At 71.5% G+C, this 22492-nt stretch carries 24 protein-coding genes; 13 read left to right on the top strand and 11 right to left on the bottom strand.

Annotated features, from left to right (window positions below; genetic code table 11):
* Positions 1 to 22: 22 nt before the first annotated feature.
* A complete protein-coding gene (gene radA / locus L0H79_RS06830) occupies positions 23 to 1432 on the bottom strand; it encodes a DNA repair protein RadA (protein WP_301483834.1) in 1410 nt (469 codons plus the stop codon).
* 55 nt (positions 1433 to 1487) lie between these two features.
* Here radA and L0H79_RS06825 point away from each other — a divergent pair, with 55 nt between their 5' ends.
* Together L0H79_RS06825 and L0H79_RS06820 are read left to right on the top strand one after the other, a co-directional pair.
* Positions 1488 to 1667 (top strand): hypothetical protein, encoded by a 180-nt coding sequence (locus L0H79_RS06825; protein ID WP_301483833.1) that lies wholly within the window; start codon positions 1488 to 1490, stop codon positions 1665 to 1667.
* A gap of 245 nt (positions 1668 to 1912) precedes the next feature.
* Positions 1913 to 2233 (top strand): Lsr2 family protein, encoded by a 321-nt coding sequence (locus L0H79_RS06820; RefSeq protein WP_301483832.1) that lies wholly within the window; start codon positions 1913 to 1915, stop codon positions 2231 to 2233.
* A 62-nt stretch (positions 2234 to 2295) separates the two neighbouring features.
* Here the strand turns inward: L0H79_RS06820 and ligD (L0H79_RS06815) are convergent, their stop codons facing one another.
* Complete coding sequence (gene ligD, locus L0H79_RS06815) at positions 2296 to 3186, bottom strand: non-homologous end-joining DNA ligase (protein ID WP_301483831.1); 891 nt, start codon at positions 3184 to 3186, stop codon at positions 2296 to 2298.
* Position 3187: 1 nt separating this feature from the next.
* The gene (ligD, locus tag L0H79_RS06810; RefSeq protein ID WP_301483830.1) at positions 3188 to 4177 is read right to left on the bottom strand and encodes a non-homologous end-joining DNA ligase; all 990 of its coding nucleotides are present in this window, start codon (positions 4175 to 4177) and stop codon (positions 3188 to 3190) included.
* Between the two features lie 19 nt (positions 4178 to 4196).
* Between ligD (L0H79_RS06810) and L0H79_RS06805 the strand changes: the two genes are divergently transcribed.
* Positions 4197 to 5060, top strand: coding sequence for a Ku protein (locus L0H79_RS06805; RefSeq protein WP_301483829.1), 864 nt, complete (start codon positions 4197 to 4199; stop codon positions 5058 to 5060).
* A 37-nt stretch (positions 5061 to 5097) separates the two neighbouring features.
* Complete coding sequence (locus L0H79_RS06800) at positions 5098 to 6324, top strand: acetyl-CoA hydrolase/transferase family protein (protein ID WP_301483828.1); 1227 nt, start codon at positions 5098 to 5100, stop codon at positions 6322 to 6324.
* 102 nt (positions 6325 to 6426) lie between these two features.
* Here L0H79_RS06800 and L0H79_RS06795 read toward each other — a convergent pair whose 3' ends face one another.
* Entirely contained in the window at positions 6427 to 7224 is a 798-nt protein-coding gene (locus L0H79_RS06795) for a sugar phosphate isomerase/epimerase (RefSeq protein ID WP_301483827.1), read from the bottom strand.
* 47 nt (positions 7225 to 7271) lie between these two features.
* A complete protein-coding gene (locus L0H79_RS06790) occupies positions 7272 to 8201 on the bottom strand; it encodes a Ppx/GppA phosphatase family protein (protein ID WP_301483826.1) in 930 nt (309 codons plus the stop codon).
* Positions 8202 to 8406: 205 nt separating this feature from the next.
* Between L0H79_RS06790 and L0H79_RS06785 the strand changes: the two genes are divergently transcribed.
* The 3 genes from L0H79_RS06785 to L0H79_RS06775 all read left to right on the top strand — a co-directional run bounded on the left by L0H79_RS06785 (position 8407) and on the right by L0H79_RS06775 (position 11025).
* Positions 8407 to 9204, top strand: coding sequence for a hypothetical protein (locus L0H79_RS06785; RefSeq protein ID WP_301483825.1), 798 nt, complete (start codon positions 8407 to 8409; stop codon positions 9202 to 9204).
* The gene (locus tag L0H79_RS06780) at positions 9201 to 9890 is read left to right on the top strand and encodes a class I SAM-dependent methyltransferase (protein WP_301483824.1); all 690 of its coding nucleotides are present in this window, start codon (positions 9201 to 9203) and stop codon (positions 9888 to 9890) included. Before L0H79_RS06785 ends, L0H79_RS06780 begins: the two co-directional genes overlap by 4 nt.
* A gap of 154 nt (positions 9891 to 10044) precedes the next feature.
* Positions 10045 to 11025 carry a type IV toxin-antitoxin system AbiEi family antitoxin domain-containing protein gene (locus L0H79_RS06775; protein WP_301483823.1) on the top strand — a complete coding sequence of 327 codons (981 nt, stop codon included), beginning with the start codon at positions 10045 to 10047 and terminating at the stop codon, positions 11023 to 11025.
* 159 nt (positions 11026 to 11184) lie between these two features.
* Here L0H79_RS06775 and L0H79_RS06770 read toward each other — a convergent pair whose 3' ends face one another.
* Positions 11185 to 12075, bottom strand: a complete 891-nt coding sequence (locus L0H79_RS06770) for a Rossmann-like and DUF2520 domain-containing protein (RefSeq protein WP_301483822.1) — start codon at positions 12073 to 12075, stop codon at positions 11185 to 11187.
* 28 nt (positions 12076 to 12103) lie between these two features.
* Between L0H79_RS06770 and L0H79_RS06765 the strand changes: the two genes are divergently transcribed.
* From L0H79_RS06765 to L0H79_RS06740, 6 genes are all read left to right on the top strand, one after another.
* Positions 12104 to 13204 (top strand): SAM-dependent methyltransferase, encoded by a 1101-nt coding sequence (locus tag L0H79_RS06765; RefSeq protein ID WP_301483821.1) that lies wholly within the window; start codon positions 12104 to 12106, stop codon positions 13202 to 13204.
* 4 nt (positions 13205 to 13208) lie between these two features.
* Positions 13209 to 13775 (top strand): copper resistance CopC family protein, encoded by a 567-nt coding sequence (locus L0H79_RS06760; protein ID WP_301483820.1) that lies wholly within the window; start codon positions 13209 to 13211, stop codon positions 13773 to 13775.
* Between the two features lie 11 nt (positions 13776 to 13786).
* On the top strand, positions 13787 to 14392 hold the full coding sequence (locus L0H79_RS06755; protein WP_301483819.1) for a methyltransferase domain-containing protein: 606 nt from the start codon (positions 13787 to 13789) through the stop codon (positions 14390 to 14392).
* A gap of 9 nt (positions 14393 to 14401) precedes the next feature.
* Positions 14402 to 15610 (top strand): MFS transporter, encoded by a 1209-nt coding sequence (locus L0H79_RS06750; RefSeq protein WP_301483818.1) that lies wholly within the window; start codon positions 14402 to 14404, stop codon positions 15608 to 15610.
* 141 nt (positions 15611 to 15751) lie between these two features.
* Positions 15752 to 16927 (top strand): NADH-quinone oxidoreductase subunit D, encoded by a 1176-nt coding sequence (locus L0H79_RS06745; RefSeq protein ID WP_301483817.1) that lies wholly within the window; start codon positions 15752 to 15754, stop codon positions 16925 to 16927.
* A gap of 8 nt (positions 16928 to 16935) precedes the next feature.
* On the top strand, positions 16936 to 17202 hold the full coding sequence (locus tag L0H79_RS06740) for a hypothetical protein (RefSeq protein ID WP_301483816.1): 267 nt from the start codon (positions 16936 to 16938) through the stop codon (positions 17200 to 17202).
* Positions 17203 to 17226: 24 nt separating this feature from the next.
* Here L0H79_RS06740 and L0H79_RS06735 read toward each other — a convergent pair whose 3' ends face one another.
* From L0H79_RS06735 to ftsH, 5 genes are read right to left on the bottom strand one after another with little or no spacing between them, the layout of a single operon-like run.
* Positions 17227 to 17724, bottom strand: a complete 498-nt coding sequence (locus L0H79_RS06735; protein ID WP_301483815.1) for a DUF3180 domain-containing protein — start codon at positions 17722 to 17724, stop codon at positions 17227 to 17229.
* Positions 17721 to 18608, bottom strand: a complete 888-nt coding sequence (folK, locus tag L0H79_RS06730; RefSeq protein WP_301483814.1) for a 2-amino-4-hydroxy-6-hydroxymethyldihydropteridine diphosphokinase — start codon at positions 18606 to 18608, stop codon at positions 17721 to 17723. Before folK ends, L0H79_RS06735 begins: the two co-directional genes overlap by 4 nt.
* Positions 18605 to 19468 carry a dihydropteroate synthase gene (folP, locus tag L0H79_RS06725; protein WP_301483813.1) on the bottom strand — a complete coding sequence of 288 codons (864 nt, stop codon included), beginning with the start codon at positions 19466 to 19468 and terminating at the stop codon, positions 18605 to 18607. Before folP ends, folK begins: the two co-directional genes overlap by 4 nt.
* A 23-nt stretch (positions 19469 to 19491) precedes the next feature.
* Positions 19492 to 20064 (bottom strand): GTP cyclohydrolase I FolE, encoded by a 573-nt coding sequence (folE, locus tag L0H79_RS06720; RefSeq protein WP_301483812.1) that lies wholly within the window; start codon positions 20062 to 20064, stop codon positions 19492 to 19494.
* A gap of 1 nt (position 20065) precedes the next feature.
* Positions 20066 to 22156, bottom strand: coding sequence for an ATP-dependent zinc metalloprotease FtsH (ftsH, locus tag L0H79_RS06715; RefSeq protein ID WP_301483810.1), 2091 nt, complete (start codon positions 22154 to 22156; stop codon positions 20066 to 20068).
* Positions 22157 to 22492 lie beyond the last annotated feature (336 nt).

Here is a 22492-nt window from a genome sequence, read left to right as displayed (position 1 = left end):
ACGCATCCGGACGAGTCGCATTCTAGGCGGTCGCGCTGCTGACCGCCGTCGTGGCGCGCGGGCCGCACAGTCGACCCATCGCCTCGACCGCTTCGCGAACGTCCGCGACCTCGACGGGGGACAGCTCGGCGGGGGGCGCGACGTCGAGCTGTCCCTGCGGGACGAGGGCGTAGCGGAAGCCGAGCCGGGCGGCCTCGCCGAGGCGTGGGCCGAGGGCGGGCACCCGGCGGATCTCTCCGGCCAGCCCCACTTCGCCGAGCGCCACGGCGTCGCGAGCGAGGGGCTGGTCCATCGCGGACGACGCGAGCGCGAGCAGGACCGCGAGGTCGGCGGCCGGCTCGGTGGTGCGCATGCCGCCGACCGTCGCGGCGAAGACGTCCCGCGTGCCGGCGGCCAGGCCGGACCGCTTCTCGAGGACGGCGAGGATCATCGCGAGCCGCGAGGAGTCGAGGCCGCTCGTCGTACGTCGGGGTGAGGGCAGCGTGGAGCCGGTGACGAGCGCCTGGACCTCGGTCACGATGGGGCGCCGGCCCTCCATCGCGACGGTGACGCAGGTGCCCGGCACGGCATCACCGGCCTGGCTGAGGAACAGCCCGCTCGGGTCGGGCAGTGAGGCGATGCCCGAGTCGCGCAGCTCGAAGCAGCCCACCTCGTCGGTGGCACCGAACCGGTTCTTCACCGCTCGCACGAGCCGGAGGCGGGAGTGCCGGTCGCCCTCGAACTGGACGACCGCGTCGACGAGGTGCTCGAGGACGCGCGGCCCGGCGACCGACCCGTCCTTCGTGACGTGCCCGACGAGCAGCACCGCGATCCCGCGGGACTTGGCCAGCTGGATCAGGGTGCCCGCGACCTCACGGACCTGGCTGACGCCTCCAGCCTGCCCGTCGACGTCGGCACTCGCGACGGCCTGCACCGAGTCGACCACGAGCAGGGCGGGTCTGGCGTGGTCGACCTGTCCGACGAGGGTGCCGAGGTCGGTCTCCGACGCGAGCAGGAGCCGGTCGGCCAGAGCACCGATCCGCTCGGCGCGGCCGCGGACCTGAGCAGCCGACTCCTCGCCGCTGACGTAGAGCACGGTCTGGCCCGTGCGGGCCGTGCGCGCCGCGACGTCGAGCAGCAACGTCGACTTGCCGACACCGGGCTCACCGGCGACCAGGACCACGCCGCCCGGCACTAGCCCACCGCCCAGAACACGGTCGAACTCCCCCACTCCCGTCGGATACGCGACGGCATGGCTCATGTCGACCTCGGCGATCGGCCGGGCCGGGTCGCTCGCTCGCGAGACGGCCGTGCGAGTTGCCGTTGGTGCTCCCTGCTCCGCGACGCTGCCCCACGCCTGGCACTCGCCGCACCGCCCGACCCACTTGACGGTGCGCCACCCGCACTCCGTGCAGCGAAAGCCGGCCGACCACCTGTCACTTCTCCTCGCCATGGCCGAAACGCTAGGGGCGACCGGTGACACGGCCACTCGTGCGACGATAGGTGTCATGCAAGCCGCCGTCCCCTACATCTTGGCGTTGGTGCCCACCATCGGGCTGGCCACGCTCTTCTACTTCGTCATGAAGGCGATCCTCGAGAGCGACCGTCGCGAGCGGATCGCCCAGGCGAAATGGGAGGCCGAACGCCGGCCGACGTCAACCGGTTCGGAACCGAAGGGCCGCGGATAGCGCGCGGATATCGCTCGGCGCCGCGGCCCGGGTTCGGTCCGAACGCTCACTATCCCATCGCTCTCCTGGGTATCTCCGCTCCGTCCACGAGTTGCCCGAATCTCCCCCCGCGTACCCATCGCGTACCCACCGGTCCGGCGTGTTTCCTGCCCGCAATTCTCCATTCACCCAATTCTCCTGTTACTTTGGTGTCAACCGGCGGCACAACCGGTTGACCCCTCGATTGACGAACTGTTTGGAGAAACATGGCACAGCGAGTCGAAGTCATCCTGGTCGACGATCTCGACGGCGGCGATGCCGCAGAGACGGTGACCTTCGGTCTGGATGGTGTCACCTACGAGATCGACCTGTCCGATGCAAACGCACGAAAGCTCCGGGACGCCTTGGCGACATGGGCGGGACACGCCCGGCGGACCGGTGGCACCAAACGAACGGGTGGCCGCCGCGCATCCCGGCGCAATGACGTCAGCGCGGTTCGCGAATGGGCCCGAGCGAGTGGCTATACGGTCTCCGACCGGGGCCGCATCTCGGCCGAGATCCAGAACGCGTACGACAAGGCGCACTGACCCCAGCGGCGCCCAAGCGACGCCCCCCGCTGCCGAAGGGCCCGGCTTCCCGGGCCCTTCGCCTATCCGGAGACCAACCCGGCGGCTGGGTCGCCATGGCGGGAGACCCGATCGAGAACCTCCTCGATTCGCAACTGCCTGAACGGCTCCCCGGTTGCTCCCCGCTCCACCTCGTCCCACTCCCGTGGCGCAGCCACCGTCGGCTCGTCCCGGCCGCGCATCGAGTACGGGCACACCGTCGTCTTCGCCGCGACGTTCTGGCTCCAGTCCAGGAATACCTTTCCTGGTCGCAATTCCTTGGCCATCTTCCATACCACAAGATCCGGGTGATCGATGGTCAGCTCGCGGGCCAGCTGCTGGACGGTGTCGCGGATCTGGTCGCTGCTGTGCGCGCCCGGCACGGATGCATACACCTGCATCCCTTTGCTGCCACTCGTGACCGGAAATGGGGTCAAGCCGATCCCGGTCAACCGGTCCCGCACGATGACGGCTACGGTGGCACATTCTCGCAGGTCGACACCGGGGCCCGGGTCGAGATCGACGACCAGCCGATCGGGATTGCGGGCGACCGCCTGAGTGCCGGCGCCGGAAATGCGCCATTGGGGGACGTGCAGCTCGAGTGAGTTGAGGTTGGCAAAGAAGGTGAGCCCGGCAAGGTCGTCGATGAGCGGGAATACCGGATCCCCACCCACCCGACGCACCCAGTCCGGCACCCCGGCGGGGACGTTCTTCTCGAAGAACCCGGAACCCGACATACCATGCGGGAAACGCACGCGGGTCACCGGCCGACCGGCGAGGTGTGGCAGGATCACCGGAGCAATCCGCGCGTAGTAGTCGATGACCTCTGCCTTCGTGGTGCCGGTCGACGGGTACATCACCTTGTCGAGGCTGCTCAGACGTAGCCGACGCCCCTCGACGACGGTGACGACCCGCGGGCCCTCCGCAGTGGCCACGTCAACGGTCCTCCTCGTTCGGGTCCTCGGCACTGCCACCGCCACTGCCACCGCCACTGCCACTGCCGAGGTCATCGGGGGCGAGGTCGCCGCGCAGACCCTTCCACGACGGCTGCCGCAGGCGGCCACCCGAGCTCAGCCCGAGCGCCTCCACATCGGCGACCCGGACCGGCCGCACCCAGACCGCGCCCACGGCATCCTCGGCGGGCACCTGCTCGGCGAAGGGCGACGTCTGGGTCTCGAGTGGGCGCAGGCTCTTCAGGAGAACCGACCCGGCTCGGCCCGCCAGCCCGGCACCGACCCGGCCGAGGAAGTGGAGCCCGTCCGCCCCGGGCACCCCGACCAGCACCGCCCCCATCCGGTTGCCGCCAGGTGAGGTCGACTCGGGGCGCCACCCGCCGATGACGACCGATGTCGTCACCCGATGCGGCAGCTTGAGCCAGTCCGGGCTGCGCACCCCCGGACGGTAGATCGACTCGACGCGTTTGCTGACAACGCCCTCGAGGCCCTGCTCACGCGTCGCGACGAGCAGCGCCTCACCATCGGTGAAGACCGGCGGGGTCTGCCACCGGGGGCCGCCCAGCTCGAGCCGCTCGAGCGTCGCGCGTCGCTCCGACCAGGGCCGGTGGGTCAGGTCGACGCCGTAGAGACGCAGCAGGTCGAAGACCATGTAGGTCGCCGGTCTGCTCTGCGCGAGGTGGCGGGCTCGTCGCGCGTCGGCGACGTGGAACCGCTCGGCCATGGCGCCGAAGCTCGGCACTCCTGCGTCGAGGACGACCACCTCACCGTCCAGCAGCAGGTCCGGGTACTCGTCGGCGAGCCCGCCCAGCTCCGGGAACGCGACGGTCACGTCACGCTCGGTCCGGCTCAACAGCCGCAGCCGCCCCTCGGAGACATCGGCGAGCACCCGCATCCCGTCCCACTTGACCTCGTGGACCCAGCCTTCGCCCCGGGGCACCAGAGTCGTCGACGAGGCCAGCATGGGGCGCATGGGTGGCATTCTGGTACCCATGCGAGCCATCTGGAAGGGCGCCGTGTCGTTCGGCCTCGTCAACGTGCCCGTGCGGCTCTACTCGGCCACCGAGAACCATGACGTCCAGTTCCGCCAGGTCCACGAGAAGGACGGCGGACGCATCCGCTACCAGCGGGTCTGCTCGATCGACGGCGAGGAGGTGGCCTACGCCGACATCGCCAAGGGGTACGAGACGTCCGACGGGCAGATGGTGATCCTCAGCGACGAGGAGATGAGGAGTCTGCCCTCGCGCTCCTCCAAGGAGATCTCGATCGAGAAGTTCGTCCCCTCGGAGCAGATCGACCCGCTCCTGTTCGACCGGTCCTACTTCCTCGAGCCCGACAAGAGCTCGCTCAAGCCCTACGTCCTGCTGCGGGACGCGCTCGAGAAGGCCGACCGGATGGCGCTGGTCACCGTCGCGATCCGCACCCGGATGACCCTCGCCGTGCTCCGGGTCCGCGAGGGGGTCATCGTGCTGCAGACCCTGCTCTGGGCCGACGAGATCCGCACCGCTGACTTCGACGTGCTGACCGAGGACACGCAGGCGACCAGGAAGGAGCTGGCGATGGCGACCTCGCTCGTCGACTCGCTCGCGGGGGACTACGAGCCGGACGAGTTCGAGGACGACTACGCCGAGGCGGTCGAGGCCCTCGTCGCGTCGAAGATCGAGGGTGGCGAGGTCACCGCCCGGGCAGCCGCGGCCGAGGATGAGACCGAGGTCGTCGACCTGCTCGCCGCACTCCAGCGCAGCGTCGACGCCGCAAAGGCCGCCAAGCGCGGTGGCCAGCAGGACGAGGTCGACGCCGGCCAGAAGGAGAAGCCGGCGAAGAAGGCGAGCAAGGGCAAGAAGCGGGCGAGCTGAGCGACATACGCGGGCCCTGCTGGGCGAGGATGGGGCCGTGAAGACCGTCACCGTCGCCGAGCTCCAGAGCCGCCTGCGCACCCTGCCGACCAACCCTCGCATCGTCGTCAGCGGCAACATGTCCATCCCGTGGGAAGCCGTCCGGGTCGTGGACGAGTGTGTCCCGTCCTACGTCCTGCACGCCCTCAACGGGCCACCCGGCCTGCCGGATCGCGACGGTGTGACGGTCGAGACCTGTTTCGTCGGCGCCGGGATGCGGCGCCATCCCCGCCTCCGCTACGTGCCGTCGCGGCTCTCGCTGGTGCCGTTGCTCTTCGGCCGGACGCTGCCGCCGGAGGTCGTCCTGCTGCACTGCGCGCCACCGATCGGTGGACAGCTCAGCCTCGGGCTCGAGGTCAACGTGCTACCTGCGGCGGTCGAGGCTGCCCGGGCCCGCGGGGGCCTTGTCGTCGCCATCGTCAACCCCCGTATGCCGTACACCTTCGGTGACGCGCAGATCCCCGTCGAGCACGTCGACCTGGCCGTCGAGATCGACGCACCGCTGACGACCCACTCCCCCGTGGCTCCCGACGAGGACAGCCGCGCCATCGGCGAGCTCGTCGCCTCGCGGATCCAGGACGGCGCGACGATGCAGCTCGGGATCGGTGGCGTGCCCGACGCGACCCTGGCGGCGCTGTTGTCCCGCAAGGGGATCCGCGTCTGGACGGAGATGTTCTCCGACGGCGTCCTCGCGCTCGACGACGCCGGCGCACTCGACCCTGACCATCCCCTGATCACGTCGTTCGTCTTCGGGACGCAAGACCTCTACGACTGGCTCGACCGGAACCCCCGCGTGCGGATGCTGCGCACCGAGAAGACCAACGATCCCGGGCTGATCGCCCAGCAGCGGGCGATGACCTCGGTGAACACCGCGCTCGAGGTCGACCTGTTCGGGCAGGCGAACGCCTCCCGGATCAACGCGCGGATCTACTCGGGCTTCGGGGGCCAGACCGACTTCATCGTCGGGGCGCTGCACTCCCCCGGCGGCCAGTCCTTCATCGCGCTGCGCTCCTGGCACCCCAAGGCGAACGTGTCGACGATCGTGCCGCTGCTCGATGAGCCCGTGACCTCGTTCCAGCAGTCCGCCGTCGTGACCGAGTACGGCATCGCGCCGCTCTGGGGCCACGACGAACGGGAGCAGTGCCGGGCCATCATCGAGTCTGCGGCTCATCCGTCGATGCGCGACGAGCTGTGGGAGGAGGCCGCCGCCCTCGGCCTGGCCTGAGCCCGTCTCGCCGGACGACCACGATTCTCGTGGTGAGCCGCCGACGTGCTCAATGTCCTGCCGAGCAGCCGATTGTGGTCGTCGGGACGCACCGTCACCGGATCAGATCCGGCCGACACCGCGGGACGGCATGAGGTGCAGCTCGGCGAAGGTGAGCGCCTCGATGAGGTCGATCTCCCGCTCGTCCGGGGTCAGCTTGCGCGTGCCGACCTCGACGATGACGTGCCCGGTGTAGCGGGTGTCGGCGAGCATCTGGAGCACCTCGGAGCACGGCTGCGTCCCGTGGCCGGGCACGAGGTGGTCGTCGGTGAACGTCTCGAGGCCGTCGGTCAGGTGCAGGTGGGCCAAGCGCGGCCCGAGCTCGCGCGCCATCTGCAGGCCGTCGACCCCGGCGGTCGCCGCGTGCGACAGGTCGAGGGTCACGTGTCGGTAGGGCTGGTCGAGCGGGTTCCAGTGCGGCAGGTAGGCGAGCATCTGCCGCCGCGCGGTGATCCACGGGAACATGTTCTCGACGGCGAGCTTGAGACCCGAGTCGCGCTCACGGTCGGCGACCCCCTCGACGAACTCAGCGGCATACTCACGCTGCCAGCGGAAGGGCGGGTGCAGCACCACGACATCGGCACCGACCTCCAGCGCGAGCTCCATGGAGCGGTCGACCTTGCCCCACGGGTCTGCGCCCCAGATGCGCTGGGTCAGCAGCAACGTGGGTGCGTGCACGGAGACGATGGGTATGCCGTGCAGCTCGGAGAGCGCGCGCAGCGCGCCGGGCTCCTGGGTGACCGGGTCGGTCCAGACCATGACCTCCATCGCCGTGTAGCCGAGCCGGGCCGCGGTCGCGAAGGCGGTTGCCGCGTTGTCGGGGTACACCGACGCCGTCGACAGGCCCACCCGGATCGTCATGCGCCCATTCTCGGACATCGGTCTTGGTGATCTGTACGGGACGGCAGTCAGGTCTCGAGATGGTCGAGGCGACGCAGGATGAGGCCCTCACGCATGGCCCACGGGCAGATCTCGAGCCAGTCGACCGACAGGAGGTCCATGGCGGCCTCCGCGACCAGCGCACCGGCGAGCAGCTGGGGTGCCCGCGCCGGGGAGACACCGGGCAGGTTCGTGCGGTCGGCCACGCTCATCGGCCGGACCCGGTTCACGATGTCGGAAGCGTCGGCGCGAGAGAGGGCGCGCGGGACGAAGGGCCCTTCCGCCGAGGGTGCGGCGCCGGCGATCCGGGCCAGCGACCGGAACGTCTTGGAGGTGCCGACCCGACGGTTGGGCGGGCCCGAGGTGAGCACCGGCCTGATCTCGCGGGCGAGCTCGGCGCGGATGCGGCGGCGCAGGGCTGAGACCTGATCCTGCGAGGGAGGGTCCCCGTCGAGGTGCTCGCGGTGGAGGCGCCCGGCCCCGAGCGGGAGGCTGAGCGCGACGTCCGGCTCCTCGTCGAGACCGGTCGAGACCTCGAGCGAGCCTCCGCCGATGTCGATCACCAGCAGCCGTCCGCTCGACCAGCCGAACCAGCGCCGGACCGCGAGGTAGGTCATGCGGGCCTCGTCGGTGCCGTCGAGCACCTGCAGCGACAGACCCGTCTCCTGCGTCACGCGGACGATGACGTCGTCGCCGTTCGGGGCGTCCCGCACGGCCGAGGTTGCGAAGGCCATCAGGTCCTCGACACCTTGGTCGTCGGCGACGGACAGGCATTCGCGGACGAAGCCGACCAGCCGGCCCGCAGTCTCGTCCGACACGTTGCCCTCGGGGGTCAGGTGTTCGGCGAGCTGCAGCTCGATCTTGTGCGAGAAGGTCGGCAGCGGGTGGGCCCCGACATGCGCGTCGACGACGAGCAGGTTGACGGTGTTGGACCCGACGTCGACGACACCGAGCCTCATCGGCGGGTACCCGTGGTCACGGGTTGACCTTACAAGGATGGCCGGTGGATGGTGCCCGCTCGACGGGAGCTGGTGCCCGCTCGACCTGTTGGCGGCGCCTGCGGTGCCACTGCCCCGCGCGGCCGGCCAGGTGGGCAGCGCGGGTGGCTGAGCGGCATACGGACCATGACGCGCGCCGGGCCGGGACGAGGCTTACAGTGTGCCGGTGGCCGAAGCACCGCTCGATCTCCCGCGCGTCTGGGTGGAGTTCACCGACCCGGCGGACGCGAGGCAGCGGTTCCGGTGCGACCTGACGTGGCTCACGAGCAGCTGGACGTGCATCTTCGGGGCCGGCTGCCGCGGCATCTATGCCGATCGGCCCGACGACGGCTGCTGCACGCTCGGGGCACACTTCACCGACAAGGCCGACCGCAGGCGCGTCGCCGCCGTCGTCGCCGAGCTCGGCCACGACGAGTGGCAGTACCACGACCTCGGCACCGCGACCGGCACGAAGGACGACTGGTCGGAGAAGGAGGACGGCGCCCGCAAGACCCGCGTCGTCGACGGTGCGTGCATCTTCCTCAACCGGCCAGGGTTCCCGGCCGGCGCCGGCTGCGCCCTGCACCAGCACGCCGTCCTGACCGGCGCGCCGCCGCACACCCTCAAGCCCGACGTCTGCTGGCAGCTGCCGACCCGCCGCTCCTACCGGACCGTCGAACTGCCCGACGAGACAAGCTATCTCGAGATCACGATCACCGAGTACGACCGGCGTGGCTGGGGGCCGGGCGGGCACGACCTCGACTGGTACTGCTCCGGCAGCCCAGAGGCGCACGTCGGCCGCGAGCCGGTCTACCGCAGCTGCGCGGCCGAGCTCGTCGAGCTGATGGGCCAGGCCGCCTACGAGGAGCTCGTGCTGCGCGCCGAGGCGCACCTCGCGGCGGTCAAGGCCGTTCGCGCCCGGGGCAACCGGGCCCTGCTGCCGTTGCTCGTCCACCCCGCGACGCTGGAGGCCGAACGTCGATGACCGAGATCATCCCGTCCCCGAACATCTGGGACACCCCCGACGTCTACGAGGTCGAGAACCTCGGCGTCGACCGTGCGCACGTCATCGAGGCGGCCATGCGGAGCGTCGCCGACTGGGCGGGACGCGATGTCCTCGACATCGGCTGCGGCACCGGGTTCCACCTGCCGATATTCGCCTCGACAGCGCGCTCGGTCCTGGGCGTCGAGCCGCACCCACCGCTCGCGCTGCTTGCACGCCAGCGCATTTCGGGTATGCCGCCGTGCTCGGTCCGCGAGGACGGCGCGGCCTCGATCGGGGTGCCGGACGACTCGTTCGACGTCGCGCACGCCCGGTGGTCGTACTTCTTCGGGCCGGGCTCGGAGCCGGGGCTGACCGAGCTGGAGCGGGTCATGCGGCCGGGCGGGACGGCGTTCGTCATCGACAACGACGCGACCCGGTCGACGTTCGGCTCGTGGTTCCGGCGGTCGCTGCCGCACTATGACGCCCGAGCTGTCGAGCGGTTCTGGGCTCGGCACGGCTGGCAGCGCGAGCGCCTCGACATCCGGTGGGACTTCGACTCGCGCGAGGACTTCGAGGCGGTCGTCGGGATCGAGTTCTCCGCTGACGATGCCGACCTGATCCTGGCCGAGCACCCCGATGCGGTCGGCGTCGACTACGCGGTCAACCTGTGGTGGCGGCGCTACTGACGGGTGGATCGGTGTCGCTCGGTCCGGCCCAGTCCAAGGGGTGTGCGTGGTTTTTGTCGTCCTGACGACCACAACCACCCACCGTCCCTCCGCGCACCGTCGGACCTGTGGATGACAGGCCTGCCTCCCGGCACTGTCCCGGCAGACTTCGGTCATGACCACGGCACGCTCGGCGCGCCTGGACGGCACGACCGACCGGCTCCTCAGGGCCCGGATCGCGGGCCAGTCCGGGCTGCTCACGCGCACGCAGGCACTGCGGGCCGGCCTCAGCCCGGCCGCGATCAGGTGGCAGGTCTCGTCCGGGCGATGGGTCCAGGTGCACCGGAGCGTCTACCTGACCACACCCGGGCGCGACGACTGGACGATGCGGGTCGTCGCGGCGCTGCTGGCGATCGGCACACCGTGCGCGCTGTGCGGCCCGAGTGCGGGCACGGCCTGGGGCCTGACACCAGAGGTCGAGGGCGACGTGCAGGTGCTCGTGCCTCTTGGCCGGTGCGGGATGGACCGGCCGGGCATCACGGTCGTGCGCAGCCGGAGGTTCGATGACCGGGTCCATCCGGAGGCCTGGCCACCTCGGACCACGGCGGAGCACACCGTCTTCGACCTGGCGGCCGGACACCCCTTCGACCGCGTGGTGGCCCTGATGGCGAAGGCCTGCCAGCTGCGGATCGCCACGGAGGCCAGCCTGGCACAGGCGTTGAGGACCCGGCCCTTGCAGACTCATCGTCAGCTCGTGGCCGAGGCTCTGGGCATCGTTGGTGAGGGCGCTGAGAGCGCTGCGGAGGTCCGCTTCATCCGAGATGTCGAGCGAGCGCACGGCCTCCCCCTCGGCGTGAGCCAGGAGCCGGCCCCCGGACAACGCTTCCGGGACCGGGCCTACGCCGCCTACCGCCTCATCGTCGAGATCGACGGCCGCCTCGGCCACTCCGGTTGGGCGGGCCGGCAGAAGGATGGGCGACGGGACCGCAAGGCGGCGAGGGGTGGGTTGCTCACCGTTCGCGGAAGCTGGCCCGACGTCGCCGGGGAGCCCTGCGAGCTAGCCGACGACCTGGGCCAGATCTTCCGGGAGCGAGGCTGGCCCGGGCAGGCGCGGCCCTGCAGCCACGGCTGCGCGCTGGCCGACCCGGCCGCCTGAGCCGAGTCCGCCTCCACTTGCTGCTGCGGCCGCCGCCCGAGGGGGTTGTGCGTGGTTGGCGTCGTCCTGGCGACCACAACCACGCACACCCGGCCCGCCACGCACAGCCGGCCCGCCACGCGCGCTGGCCTCTCGACGCGGAAACTGGTCTGCCGACCCTCAGGAGCCGTCGGACAGAGCCTCGAGCACCGGCTCGGCCGTGGCTGCACCGAGCCGGCCGGACAGCACGGCCCGCTGCGCCGTCGCCCGGGCCATCGCGACATACGTCGCCAGCACGTCCGGCGCCTCCGAGGCCAGCAGGTCCACGTGCGAGGCCACCGTCTCGGCATCCCCACGTGACACCGGCCCACCCAGTGCGCCGTCCCCGAGCTGGAGCGCGTTCGACAGCGAAGCGGTCAGGAGCGGCTCGAGGATACGGGCCGGGTCCTCGACGCCGGCCTCCGCCAGCATCTGCAACGACTGGGCGACGAGCGTGACGAGATGGTCGGAGACATGCGTCAGGGCCGCGTGGTAGACGAGTCGCTGTGACTCGGGCACCCAGACCGGTTCACCGCCCATCTCGATGACGAGTGCCTCGCCGAGCGGCCGCGTGAGGTCCATCGTCGTGACTGCGAAGCAGCAGTCGGTCAGGCGCTCGAGGTCCATCGCGGTGCCGGTGAACGCCATCGCCGGGTGCACCGCGAGCGGGACGATGTCGCTGTCCGCGGCCGGTTCGAACACCGAGATCCCGTGCGCCCCCGAGGTGTGCATGACGATCTGTCCCGGCGTGAAAACCCCGGCCCGGTGCAGCCCCGTGACGAGCCCCGGCAGGGTGTCGTCCGGCACGGCGAGGATGACCAGGTGGGCGCCCTCGATGACGTCTGGCACCGACCGGACCGGCACCCCGGGCAGCAGACCGGCCGCTCGCCCCCGCGACGCCTCGCTCACCGCCGACACCGCCGTCACCCGGTGCCCGGCCCGTGCGAGTGCCGCCCCGAGCACCGCTCCGACCCGGCCGGCACCGACCACCCCGATGTCGAAACGTGCCGGTCGCTCGTGCGAAGTACTCATCACGGCACGCTACCGCTACAGTCCCAGCGTGAGCGCGGTCCCGTGGCCGGTGGCCTGGCAGCACGCCCTGTATGACGCCGAGCTCGGCTTCTACGTCACGCGCGGCGGTCCTGCGGCGCACTTCACGACGGCGACCCAGGGCCCGATGGGACCGGTGCTCGCCGAGGCCCTGCTCCGGTTGTGGGACCGGCATGTCCCGGACGGCCCGCCGTCGGTCATCGTCGACGTCGGCGCGGGCCGGGGCGAGCTCGCCACCCACCTGGCCGGCTCGGCCTTCAGCCTCGGCCGCACCCCTCAGGCCTGGCGCGTGGATCGAGCCAGATCGTCTGGCGGACGGTCCGCTCGGGGTCCAACTGGGCTGTCCACCAACCCGTTCGACCTCGAACGGTCCGTTCGGTCAGGGGAGGACGCGGTCGTCGGGGTCGATGTCGTGGACCGACCGGCCGGGCTCGACGAACACGTCGAATGGCTCCGATCACCCGGGGGCGCGGCCCTGCCGGACGCCCTGCACGGCCTCACGAACGCCCTCGTGATCGCCCACGAGTGGCTCGACGTCGTCCCCTGCACCCTCGCCGAGGTCGCCGGCGACGGGACGCTGCGCGAGGTCCTCGTCGACCCGGCGACCGGCGCCGAGCAGCTCGGGCCGACGCTGAGCATCCCCGACGCCGCCTGGGCCGAGCAGCACTGGCCGACCCAAACCCCCGGCGACCGGGTCGAGGTGGGCCGCACCCGCGACGCCGCCTGGGCCGACCTCGTCTCCCGGGTCGAGTCGGGCCTGCTCGTCGCGATCGACTACGGCCACCTCGCGGCCCAGCGGCCGAGCGGCGGGACGCTGGCGGCATACCGTGACGGCCACCTGACCCGCCCCGTGCCCGACGGCACCTGCGACCTCACTGCGCACGTCGCCATGGACAGCCTCGACGCCGACGTGGTGCACCGGCAGCGCGACCTGCTCGTCTGCCTCGGTCTCGACGCGCAGCCGCTCGACCACACCCGGGCACAGGCCGACCCGGCGGGCTACCTGCGTGCCCTCGAGCGGCTCTCGGCGCAGGCCCGCCTCATCGACCCGAACGGTTTCGGCGGCTTCTGGTGGGCAGTGAAGCGGCGGGAGACCGCGGACGTACGCTGAGGCCATGCGTCGGTGCGTGCCAGTCGTCTTGCTCGCTCTCGGGCTCGTCCTCGGGTTCGCCCTCGCCCAGGCCCCGGCAGCGAGCGCCCACGACGTCGTCGAGTCCACCAACCCGGCCGACGGCACGACGGTCGACCGGCTGCCTGCAACCGTCTCGATCACCCTCTCGGACGACCCGCTCGCGATCGGCTCACAGGTGCTCGTCAAGGGCCCCGCCGGGGACGTCGCCCAGGGCCGGCCGAGGATCGAGGGCCGGGTGCTCACCCAGGCGCTGAGCGCCCAGGCCCCGGCCGGGAACTACGTGGTGACCTACCGGGTCACCTCGTCCGACGGCCACCCGATCTCGGGCACCTTCTCGTTCCACGCGACGGTGGGCCTCGACGGATCGACAGCAACCGAGGCAGCGCCCGCGCCGGTGGCGGGCCGAGACACGCCCGAGCAGGCGGCCGCGAAGAGCTCGCAGTTCGTCCCGGTCATGCTCACCATCGCCGGTATTGCCATCGTGATGGTCCTCGTGGCCGGTGTCTGGCTCGTCGCGCGCCGTCGCAGCCAGGCCGCAGCGAGACCCTGAACGGAGCCGCGATGACCGAGCCGAGCGAGTGGACCAAGATGGTCACCACGAACCCGAGCCACTCCACGTGGTTCGTCAAGCGGTTCCGGGACATGGCCGCTGCCGGGCACGACCTGCAAGGTGAGGCCCGGTTCGCCGACGCCATGGTGCCCCGCCATGCCCTGATCCTCGACGCCGGCTGCGGCTCCGGCCGGGTCGGCGGCTACCTGGCCGAGGCCGGGCACGACGTGGTCGGGGTCGACGTCGACCCCGTGCTCGTGGCCGCGGCCGAGGAGGACCACCCGGGTCCGCTCTGGATCGTCGGTGACCTCGCCGAGCTCGACCTGTCCGACCTTGGTGTGTCCGGGGGTTTCGACGCCATCGTCGCGGCCGGCAACGTCATGCCCTTCCTCGCCGCGAGCACCCGCGTCGAGGTCCTGCGCCGCTTCCGCATCCACCTGGCCAAGGAGGGCCGGGCCGCCGTCGGCTTCGGCGCCGGGCGTGGCTACGACTTCGACGACTTCTTCGCCGATGCGCGCCTTGCCGGGCTCGAACCCGAGTTGCTCCTCGGCGGCTGGGACCTGCGGCCCTTCCAAGCCGGCTCAGACTTCCTCGTGGCGGTCCTCCGGCGTGCCTAGGGCGCTGCCGTGAACCGGCGCGGCGTGGCCCTCGTATCAACCGCGCACGTGGCCGACGACTTCTACCAGGGCGCCGTCCCAGCCCTGCTGCCCTTCCTCGTCGCCGAGCGTCACTACACGTATGCCGCCGTCTCCGGCCTGACGCTCGCCGCGACCTTCCTCTCCTCGGTGGCCCAGCCGGCCTTCGGCTGGCTCACCGACCGGCGACCCCGGCGGTGGCTCATCCCGGGGGGCATGGGCCTGGCCGCCCTGGGCGTCGCGCTCGCCGGCCTCATGCCGACGTATCCGCTGACGTGGGTCGTCATCGCCCTGTCCGGTCTCGGGGTCGCGGCCTTCCACCCCGACGCGGCACGGGCTGCACGGCAGGCGTCCGGGGACAGCAACCGGGCGATGAGCATCTTCGCGCTCGGCGGCAACGTCGGCTATGCGCTCGGTGCGCTCGTGACGACGCCGGTCCTGGTCTGGGCGGGGCTGCACGGCACCCCGGTCCTGCTTGCTCCCGCCGCCGTGATGATCGTCGTCCTCGTGCTGCGGCTCGGTCCGGTCCTCGACGGCCCGAGCGGGCGACGGGCACGGACCGCGTCACCTGCTGTCGCCGACGAGTGGCCGGCCTTCCTCCGGCTCACGGGCGTGGTCGTGATCCGGTCGATCATCTTCTTCGGGATCACCTCGTTCGTCGCGCTCTACCTGATCGCCCGTCTGCACGCCTCGCACGTGGTCGGTGGGGCGGCCCTGACTGTCTTCCTCGTCGCCGGGGCGCTCGGCACGCTCGCCGGTGGCTGGCTCGCCGACCGCACGAGCGCCCTGATGAGCATCCGCGTCGGGTTCGTCCTCGCCGGTCCGGCGATCGCCGGGATCGTGCTGGCCGGAAACCTCGCGGTGGCCTTCGTCTTCGTCGCCCTGAGCGGGATCGCCCTCTACATCCCGTTCGCCGTCTTCGTCGTGCTCGGCCAGGACTATCTGCCGAACCGGATCGGCACGGCGAGTGGGGTGACGGTCGGGCTCGCAGTCAGCATCGGCGGGCTGTTCAACCCGATCTTCGGGGCGGTCGCCGACGCCACCAGCCTGCGCACCTCGCTGGCCATCGTCATGGTCCTGCCGGTGCTCGGGCTGCTCGTCTCGCTGACCCTGCGGGAGCCGGCTGTGCGCCGCAACCGGCGGACGCAGCCGACACAGGGACCACCGGAGCCTCCGCCGGACGCGGTCGAGCGCGAGTGAGTTGCCGACCGCGCATGCCGGCTCAGTCGCCGACACCCCGAGCAACCGCAAACCTCGACCGTTGCATCCGCCGACTCGCTCTGTTTCTCGGTGAGTTGCCCGGACGATGCCTGTCCGAGCGTCCGGCATTACGCTCGACCCATGACCGAGGCCACCACGTCGGGGCGGGAGCTGACCGTCGGGATCGGTGCGGGCGAGCTCGCGACCGCGGACATGGTGCTCAACATCGGCCCGCAGCACCCGGCGACGCACGGCGTGCTGCGGCTGCGCATCGTCGTCGACGGCGAGCGGATCGTGAGCGCCGAGCCGATCATCGGCTACATGCACCGCGGCGCCGAGAAGCTCTTCGAGGTGCGCGACTACCGCCAGATCACGGTCCTGGCGAACCGGCACGACTGGCTCTCGGCCTTCTCCAACGAGCTCGGCCTCGTCATGGCGGCCGAGGACCTGCTCGGCATGGAGGTACCCGAGCGGGCCGTCTGGGCCCGCACGCTGCTCGCCGAGCTCAACCGGGTGCTCAACCACCTGATGTTCCTCGGGTCCTACCCACTCGAGCTCGGCGCGATCACGCCGGTCTTCTACGCGTTCCGCGAGCGCGAGGAGGTCCAGGCCGTCATGGAGGAGGCCTCCGGCGGGCGGATGCACTACATGTTCAACCGGGTCGGCGGGCTCTACCAGGACCTGCCGGCCGGCTGGCTCGGCCGGGTCACCGAGGCCGTCGCCGCCGTCCGCCGCCGCCTGCCCGACCTCGAGCACCTCATCGTCGGCAACGAGATCCTCGAGGCCCGCACCCGCGGCGTCGGCATCCTGCCGCGTGAGCTCGTGCTCGCGCACGGCGTGTCCGGGCCGATCGCCCGCGCCAGCGGGCTCGACCTCGACCTGCGCCGTGACGCGCCCTATCTGGCGTACGCCGACCTGTTCGCCCCGGGCGGTCCCGGCCGGGTCGTCACGCGTACCGCCGGCGACTGCCTGGCCCGCCTCGAGGTGCTCCTCGAGCAGACCCGGGTCAGCCTCGACCTCGCCGACGCCTGCGTCGAGCACCTCGCCGACCTGCCGCGCGGCCCGATCAACGTCAAGCTGCCCAAGGTCCTCAAGGTGCCCGAGGGGCAGATCTACTGCGCGACGGAGAACCCGCTCGGCTTCAACGGCTACTACCTCGTCTCCCGCGGCGAGAAGACGCCGTGGCGGCTCAAGCTGCGCTCGGCCTCGTTCAACAACGTCTCGGTGCTCGCCGAGATGCTGCCGGGGCAGCTCATCTCCGACATGGTCGCGATCCTCGGCTCGATGTTCTTCGTGGTCGGCGACATCGACCGATGAGAGCCCGGATGCCGCTGACTCGCATCTCGCGCGCCGGTGTCCTGCGCGTGACCGGGGTCCTCGTCATCACGGCCGCGGTCTCGATCGCGGCCGCCTGCTCCGACGAGGACACCGTCGACACGATCCCGCCACCGTGGCCGACCCCGACGATCCGAAGCCTCGACGACGAGCCGCAGGCCCCGACCGGCGCGAGGGCTCCGACGCCCTCGGGCACGAGCGCACCGACCCCGCCGCACCCGACCCCGACGCACCCGACATCAACCTCGCGCCGCTGACGGTCCGCCGGGGTCGGCCCCTCGTCAGCGGTGGCCGCCGCCGGACCGGTCCGTATCGTCCTCGTCCTCGTGCTTGGGCGGTTTGATCCGGCACATCGACTGGGTGACCATCCCGGCCACCGCGAGCAGGATCGCCACGACCAGGTGCGCCAGCAGCGGCCACAGCCGGGCCTGCTGCGAGGCGACGTCGATGTTCGGCAGGATGATGAGGGCGTTCGAGGCGTACCACCCGGTCAGCACCGCGCCGGTGAGCGCAGCAGCCTGGCCGAGCACGAGCGTGCGCGCCGCCCGGATGGGGCTCATCGGCGTCACGCTGCGCCCCTCGCGGACCTGCTTGACCTGGTAGCCGGCCACCAGGATGCCGCCGCCTAGGAAGCCCATCACGACCAGGCCCACCCACCCGGGCTCGGGCACGCCATGCCCGCTGGAGACCCACCACGTCATGCCGACCCAGCCGAGGATGACCGCGACGAGCGCGACGATGACCAGGGTGGTGACCCGCAGCCCATCGCGTGGCCTCATGGGTCCCCCCATTCGGGTCCGGTCCGTACCCCTGACCGGTCCGTCCCGGCGAGCAGGTCACCAACCCGTCGTATGCCGCCGGCGCCGTCCCCGACGCGCAGCCGGGCCGCCGGGTCGGCGAGGTCCCACGGGAGGAGGACGAAGGCTCGTTCGGCGGCGCGCGGGTGCGGCAGGGTCAGCTCCGGTGCCTCGCTGCGCACCTCGCCGGCCGAGCCCGGGCTGCCGTACTGGATCAGGTCGAGGTCGAGCGTCCTGGCCCCCCAACGGACCTCACGGGTGCGGCCGTGCTCGGCCTCGATCTCGTGCAACGTTGCGAGCAGCGCGTCGGGGGGCAGGTCGGTGCGGACGAGGGCGACGGCGTTGAGGAAGGGCGGCTGGTCCGGCGGGCCGCCGACCGGGTCGGTCTCGACGACCGGCGACACACCCACGACGAGGATGCCGGGCCGGTCGGCGAGAGCCTCGACCGCCGAGCGGAGGGTCTCGTCGCGGTCGCCGAGGTTGGACCCGAGGGCGACGACGACGGGCACGCCGCCGCGCCACAGGCGCACCTGCACGTCGCTGAACGGGTGCCCGACCGGGGCCTGCGGCTTGTGGACGACGACCTCGACGGCCTCGACCCGGTCGCGGCGCAGGACGTCGTCGGCGATGACCGTGGCGAGCCGCTCGATCAGGTCGAACGACGGCCCGGTGACCCGGCCGACGATCTCGCCCGCGACCTTCGCGTAGTCGACCGTCGTAGCGAGGTCGTCGCTGCGTCCGGCGGCCGACAGGTCGACCTCGAGAGTGACATCGACAACGAAGGTCTGCCCGTCGCGCTTCTCGGCCCCGAGCACCCCGTGGAAGCCGCGAGCCGAGACGCCTTGCAGCACGATCTGGTCCGTCACCGGGGCACCTCCTCGACCGGGGCGTGGGCGGAGGCGGCCGCGACGACGGCCAGGGCCCGAACGGTCTGGGCGACGTCGTGGACGCGCACGCACCACAGGCCCGCCATCGCGGCCATCACCGAGGTCGCCGCCGTCTCGAGGTCACGCTCGCTCGCCGGTCGCGGGTCCTCGCCGGGGCCGCGGCCCACGCGACCGAGGAAGGCCTTGCGGGAGGCGCCGAGCAGGATCGGCTGGCCCAGGTCATGCAGCCGGGGCAGCGCCGCGAGCAACGCCCAGTTGTGCTCGGCCGTCTTCGCGAAGCCGATGCCCGGGTCGAGCACGAGCGCCTCCTGCGCCAGCCCCGCGCCCAGCAGCTCGTCGCGGCGGGAGGCCAGCTCACGGCATACCTCGGCCACGACGTCGTCGTAGACGGCCCGGGCGTACATGTCGTCGCTGTGGCCGCGCCAGTGCATCGCGACGTAGGGCAGCCCGGCGCCGATGACGAAGGGCACCATCTCCGGGTCGGCGTGCCCCCCGGACACGTCGTTGACCATGGTGGCTCCGGCGGCGTAGGCGGCTTGGGCCACCTGCGCGCGCATCGTGTCGATGCAGACGAGCGCGCCGGTCGCGGCCAGCGCCTCGACGACGGGCAGGACGCGGCGCAGCTCCTCGGCGAACGACGGGCGCGTGGCACCCGGCCTGGTGGACTCGCCCCCGATGTCGACGATGTCGGCGCCGGCCGCCCACACGTCGCGGCCGTGCGTGATCGCGGCGTCCGGCTCGAACCACTCGCCCCCGTCCGAGAAGGAGTCGGGCGTGACGTTGACGACGCCCATGACCAGGGTCCGGTCGCGCTCGGCGAGAAGGTCGGCCGCGGTCATCGGGCCATCCTGTGCGCCCGGGCTCACCTGGTGCCCCCGAGCATCAGCGACATGGCCTCGGCTCGAGTGGCGGGGTTGCGCAGCTGGCCGCGGACCGCGGAGGTGATCGTCGACGCGCCCGGCTTGCGGATGCCGCGCATCGACATGCACAGGTGCTCGGCCTGGATGACGACGATGACGCCCTGGACGCCGAGGTGCTCGACGAGGGCGTCGGCGACCTGGGAGGTCAGCCGCTCCTGGACCTGGGGCCGGCGGGCATACATCTCGACGAGCCGGGCGAGCTTCGACAGTCCGGTGACCCGGCCGTGCTTGTCGGGGATGTAGCCGACGTGGGCGACCCCGTGGAACGGCACGAGGTGGTGCTCGCACGTCGAGTACAGCTCGATGTCGCGCACGATGATGAGCTCTTCGTGGTCGATGTTGAACGTCTTGTCGAGGACCCCGGAGGCATCCATGTCGAGGCCGGCGAAGATCTCGGTGTAGGACCGGGCCACCCGGGCGGGGGTGTCCCGCAGACCTTCGCGGTCGGGGTCCTCCCCGACCGCGATGAGCAGCTCGCGGACCGCCTGCTCGGCCCGCTCCTGGTCGACGGCCACCTCAGCCCTTCTCGCCGGAGTCGACCGGGCGGTCCTCGGGCACCTCCACGACCTCTGTCGCCGGGTGCTCCTCGGCGAGCGGGTGGGCACCGACCGCAGCGGCCTGGTCGATCTCTGCCTCGATCTGGCGGTCCGGCGGGACGGGCGGGGGCAGGTGGCCGTTCTGCTTGGCCGCGATCTCGGCCGGCGTGAGCACCGGCGGGATCAGGCTCGGGGTGCGGGTCTGCGAGGAGAGCCACGTCGGGCGCTCCGGGAGCTTGACGACGCTCTGGAAGACCTGGGCGAGCTCGGCCTGGTTCAGGGTCTCTCGCTCGAGCAGCTGCAGCACCAGGTGGTCGAGGACGTCGCGGTTCTGGTTGAGGGCCGCGTAGGCCTCGTCGTGCGCCGACTCGATCAGCTTCTTGATCTCCTCGTCGACGATGCCGGCGATCTCCTCGGAGTAGTCACGCTGGTGGCCCATGTCGCGGCCGAGGAACACCTCGCCGGAGCCCTGGCCCAGCTTGATCGCACCGATCCGCTCGGACATGCCGAACTCGGTGATCATCTTGCGGGCCATGCCCGTCGCCTTCTCGATGTCGTTGCTCGCGCCGGTCGTCGGCTCGTGGAAGACGATCTCCTCGGCGACGCGGCCACCGAGGGCGTAGGAGAGCTGGTCGAGGATCTCGTTGCGGGTCGTCGAGTACTTGTCGTCGACCGGCATGACCATCGTGTAGCCGAGCGCCCGGCCGCGCGGCAGGATGGTGATCTTGGTGACCGGGTCGGTGTGGTTGAGCGAGGCGGCGACGAGGGCGTGGCCGCCCTCGTGGTAGGCGGTGATCTTGCGCTCCTTGGCCGACATGATGCGGGTGCGCTTCTGCGGCCCGGCGATGACTCGGTCGATCGCCTCGTCGAGGGCCAGGTTGTCGATGACCCGCTTGTCGCCGCGGGCGGTCAGCAGGGCCGCCTCGTTGAGGACGTTGGCCAGGTCGGCGCCGGTGAAGCCGGGGGTGCGCCGGGCGACGGCGAGCAGGTCGACGTCGGGTGCCATCGGCTTGCCCTTGGCGTGCACCTCGAGGATCCGGTCCCGCCCGAGCATGTCGGGGGCCTCGACGGCGATCTGCCGGTCGAAGCGGCCGGGGCGCAGCAGGGCGGGGTCGAGGATGTCGGGCCGGTTGGTCGCCGCGATGAGGATGACGTTGGTCTTGACGTCGAACCCGTCCATCTCGACGAGCAGCTGGTTGAGGGTCTGCTCGCGCTCGTCGTGCCCGCCGCCGAGGCCCGCGCCACGGTGCCGGCCGACGGCGTCGATCTCGTCGACGAAGACGATCGCCGGGGCGTTGGTCTTGGCCTGCTCGAACAGGTCGCGCACCCGGCTCGCGCCGACGCCGACGAACATCTCGACGAAGTCCGAGCCGGAGATCGAGTAGAACGGCACCCCCGCCTCGCCGGCGACGGCACGGGCGAGCAGGGTCTTGCCGGTGCCGGGCGGTCCGTAGAGCAGCACGCCCTTGGGGATCTTCGCGCCGACGGCGAGGAACTTGGCCGGCTCCTGGAGGAACTCCTTGATCTCGTGCAGCTCCTCGATCGCCTCGTCCACCCCGGCGACGTCGGCGAAGGTGACCTTGGGCATGTCCTTGGTCGCCAGCTTCGCCTTGGACTTGCCGAACTGCATGACTCGGGACCCGCCGCCCTGCATCTGGCCCATGAGGAACCAGAAGAGCCCGAGGATGATGATGATCGGCAGGATCGAGTAGAGCATCGACCCGAGCCAGCTCTGCTGGTCGATCTGGTCGGTGTAGCCCTTGGGCAGGTCGGCCTTGTCGATCGCGTCGACGACCTGCTCACCGCGCGCCGTGACGTAGTAGGCGTAGACGGTCTTGGCATCCTTGACCGTGCCGTCCGGGGAGGAGTAGGGCTCCTTGAGCTGCAGGGTCATCTGCTCGTTGTTGAGCAGCGTCGCCGACTCGACCTTGCCGGAGGTGATCAGCTTCATCGCCGCTGACGTGTCGATCCGCGGCGGACCGGCGTTGGAGAACATCAGGCCGAAGACCAGTGCACCGATGAGGAGCAGGATCCACACCATCGGGGTGCGAAGAATGCGCTTGGCGTCCATGTAACTGCGGGGCGGGGCGCCCCGGTCCTCCTGCTCGTCCGGCGATCTTGGCTGATCGGTCAACGTCTGGGCACACGTCAGTGTTCCGTATCCGGCCCGTTCGTGGCCAACCGGCCCGGGGCGGACCTACCCCCTACGTACCCGCGTGACCAGCCGGTATGCCGCGCCCCGGGCGGGGGCACGCCCCCGGGGCGGGCTACGGGGCGGGGGGGGGGGGAGTGCCGGCCCGTGGAGGGGGCGGGGCGCGGTGGCCGGCGGCGGCGCAGCGGCGTGGGCGCGAGGGGCGGCACAGGGGCGGGGGGGCGGGGGGGTGTGCGTGGGGGGGGGGGGCGGGGC

The organism is Intrasporangium sp. (assembly GCF_030452765.1).
In the GTDB taxonomy this organism is placed as follows: Bacteria; Actinomycetota; Actinomycetes; order Actinomycetales; family Dermatophilaceae; genus Intrasporangium_A.
The sequence above is the reverse complement of the archived record's forward strand: the minus strand, read 5'-3'. Positions and strand labels throughout refer to the sequence as shown.

What these genes read in the sequence shown, in the direction of transcription:
- radA (WP_301483834.1), bottom strand. Translation starts at nt 1,432, where the DNA reads ATGGCGAGGAGAAGTGACAGGTGGTCGGCCGGCTTTCGCTGCACGGAG.
- L0H79_RS06825 (WP_301483833.1), top strand. Translation starts at nt 1,488, where the DNA reads ATGCAAGCCGCCGTCCCCTACATCTTGGCGTTGGTGCCCACCATCGGG.
- L0H79_RS06820 (WP_301483832.1), top strand. Translation starts at nt 1,913, where the DNA reads ATGGCACAGCGAGTCGAAGTCATCCTGGTCGACGATCTCGACGGCGGC.
- ligD (WP_301483830.1), bottom strand. Translation starts at nt 4,177, where the DNA reads ATGCGCCCCATGCTGGCCTCGTCGACGACTCTGGTGCCCCGGGGCGAA.
- L0H79_RS06805 (WP_301483829.1), top strand. Translation starts at nt 4,197, where the DNA reads ATGCGAGCCATCTGGAAGGGCGCCGTGTCGTTCGGCCTCGTCAACGTG.
- L0H79_RS06795 (WP_301483827.1), bottom strand. Translation starts at nt 7,224, where the DNA reads ATGACGATCCGGGTGGGCCTGTCGACGGCGTCGGTGTACCCCGACAAC.
- L0H79_RS06790 (WP_301483826.1), bottom strand. Translation starts at nt 8,201, where the DNA reads ATGAGGCTCGGTGTCGTCGACGTCGGGTCCAACACCGTCAACCTGCTC.
- L0H79_RS06780 (WP_301483824.1), top strand. Translation starts at nt 9,201, where the DNA reads ATGACCGAGATCATCCCGTCCCCGAACATCTGGGACACCCCCGACGTC.
- L0H79_RS06775 (WP_301483823.1), top strand. Translation starts at nt 10,045, where the DNA reads ATGACCACGGCACGCTCGGCGCGCCTGGACGGCACGACCGACCGGCTC.
- L0H79_RS06770 (WP_301483822.1), bottom strand. Translation starts at nt 12,075, where the DNA reads ATGAGTACTTCGCACGAGCGACCGGCACGTTTCGACATCGGGGTGGTC.
- L0H79_RS06760 (WP_301483820.1), top strand. Translation starts at nt 13,209, where the DNA reads ATGCGTCGGTGCGTGCCAGTCGTCTTGCTCGCTCTCGGGCTCGTCCTC.
- L0H79_RS06755 (WP_301483819.1), top strand. Translation starts at nt 13,787, where the DNA reads ATGACCGAGCCGAGCGAGTGGACCAAGATGGTCACCACGAACCCGAGC.
- L0H79_RS06745 (WP_301483817.1), top strand. Translation starts at nt 15,752, where the DNA reads ATGACCGAGGCCACCACGTCGGGGCGGGAGCTGACCGTCGGGATCGGT.
- L0H79_RS06740 (WP_301483816.1), top strand. Translation starts at nt 16,936, where the DNA reads ATGCCGCTGACTCGCATCTCGCGCGCCGGTGTCCTGCGCGTGACCGGG.
- L0H79_RS06735 (WP_301483815.1), bottom strand. Translation starts at nt 17,724, where the DNA reads ATGAGGCCACGCGATGGGCTGCGGGTCACCACCCTGGTCATCGTCGCG.
- folP (WP_301483813.1), bottom strand. Translation starts at nt 19,468, where the DNA reads ATGACCGCGGCCGACCTTCTCGCCGAGCGCGACCGGACCCTGGTCATG.
- ftsH (WP_301483810.1), bottom strand. Translation starts at nt 22,156, where the DNA reads ATGGACGCCAAGCGCATTCTTCGCACCCCGATGGTGTGGATCCTGCTC.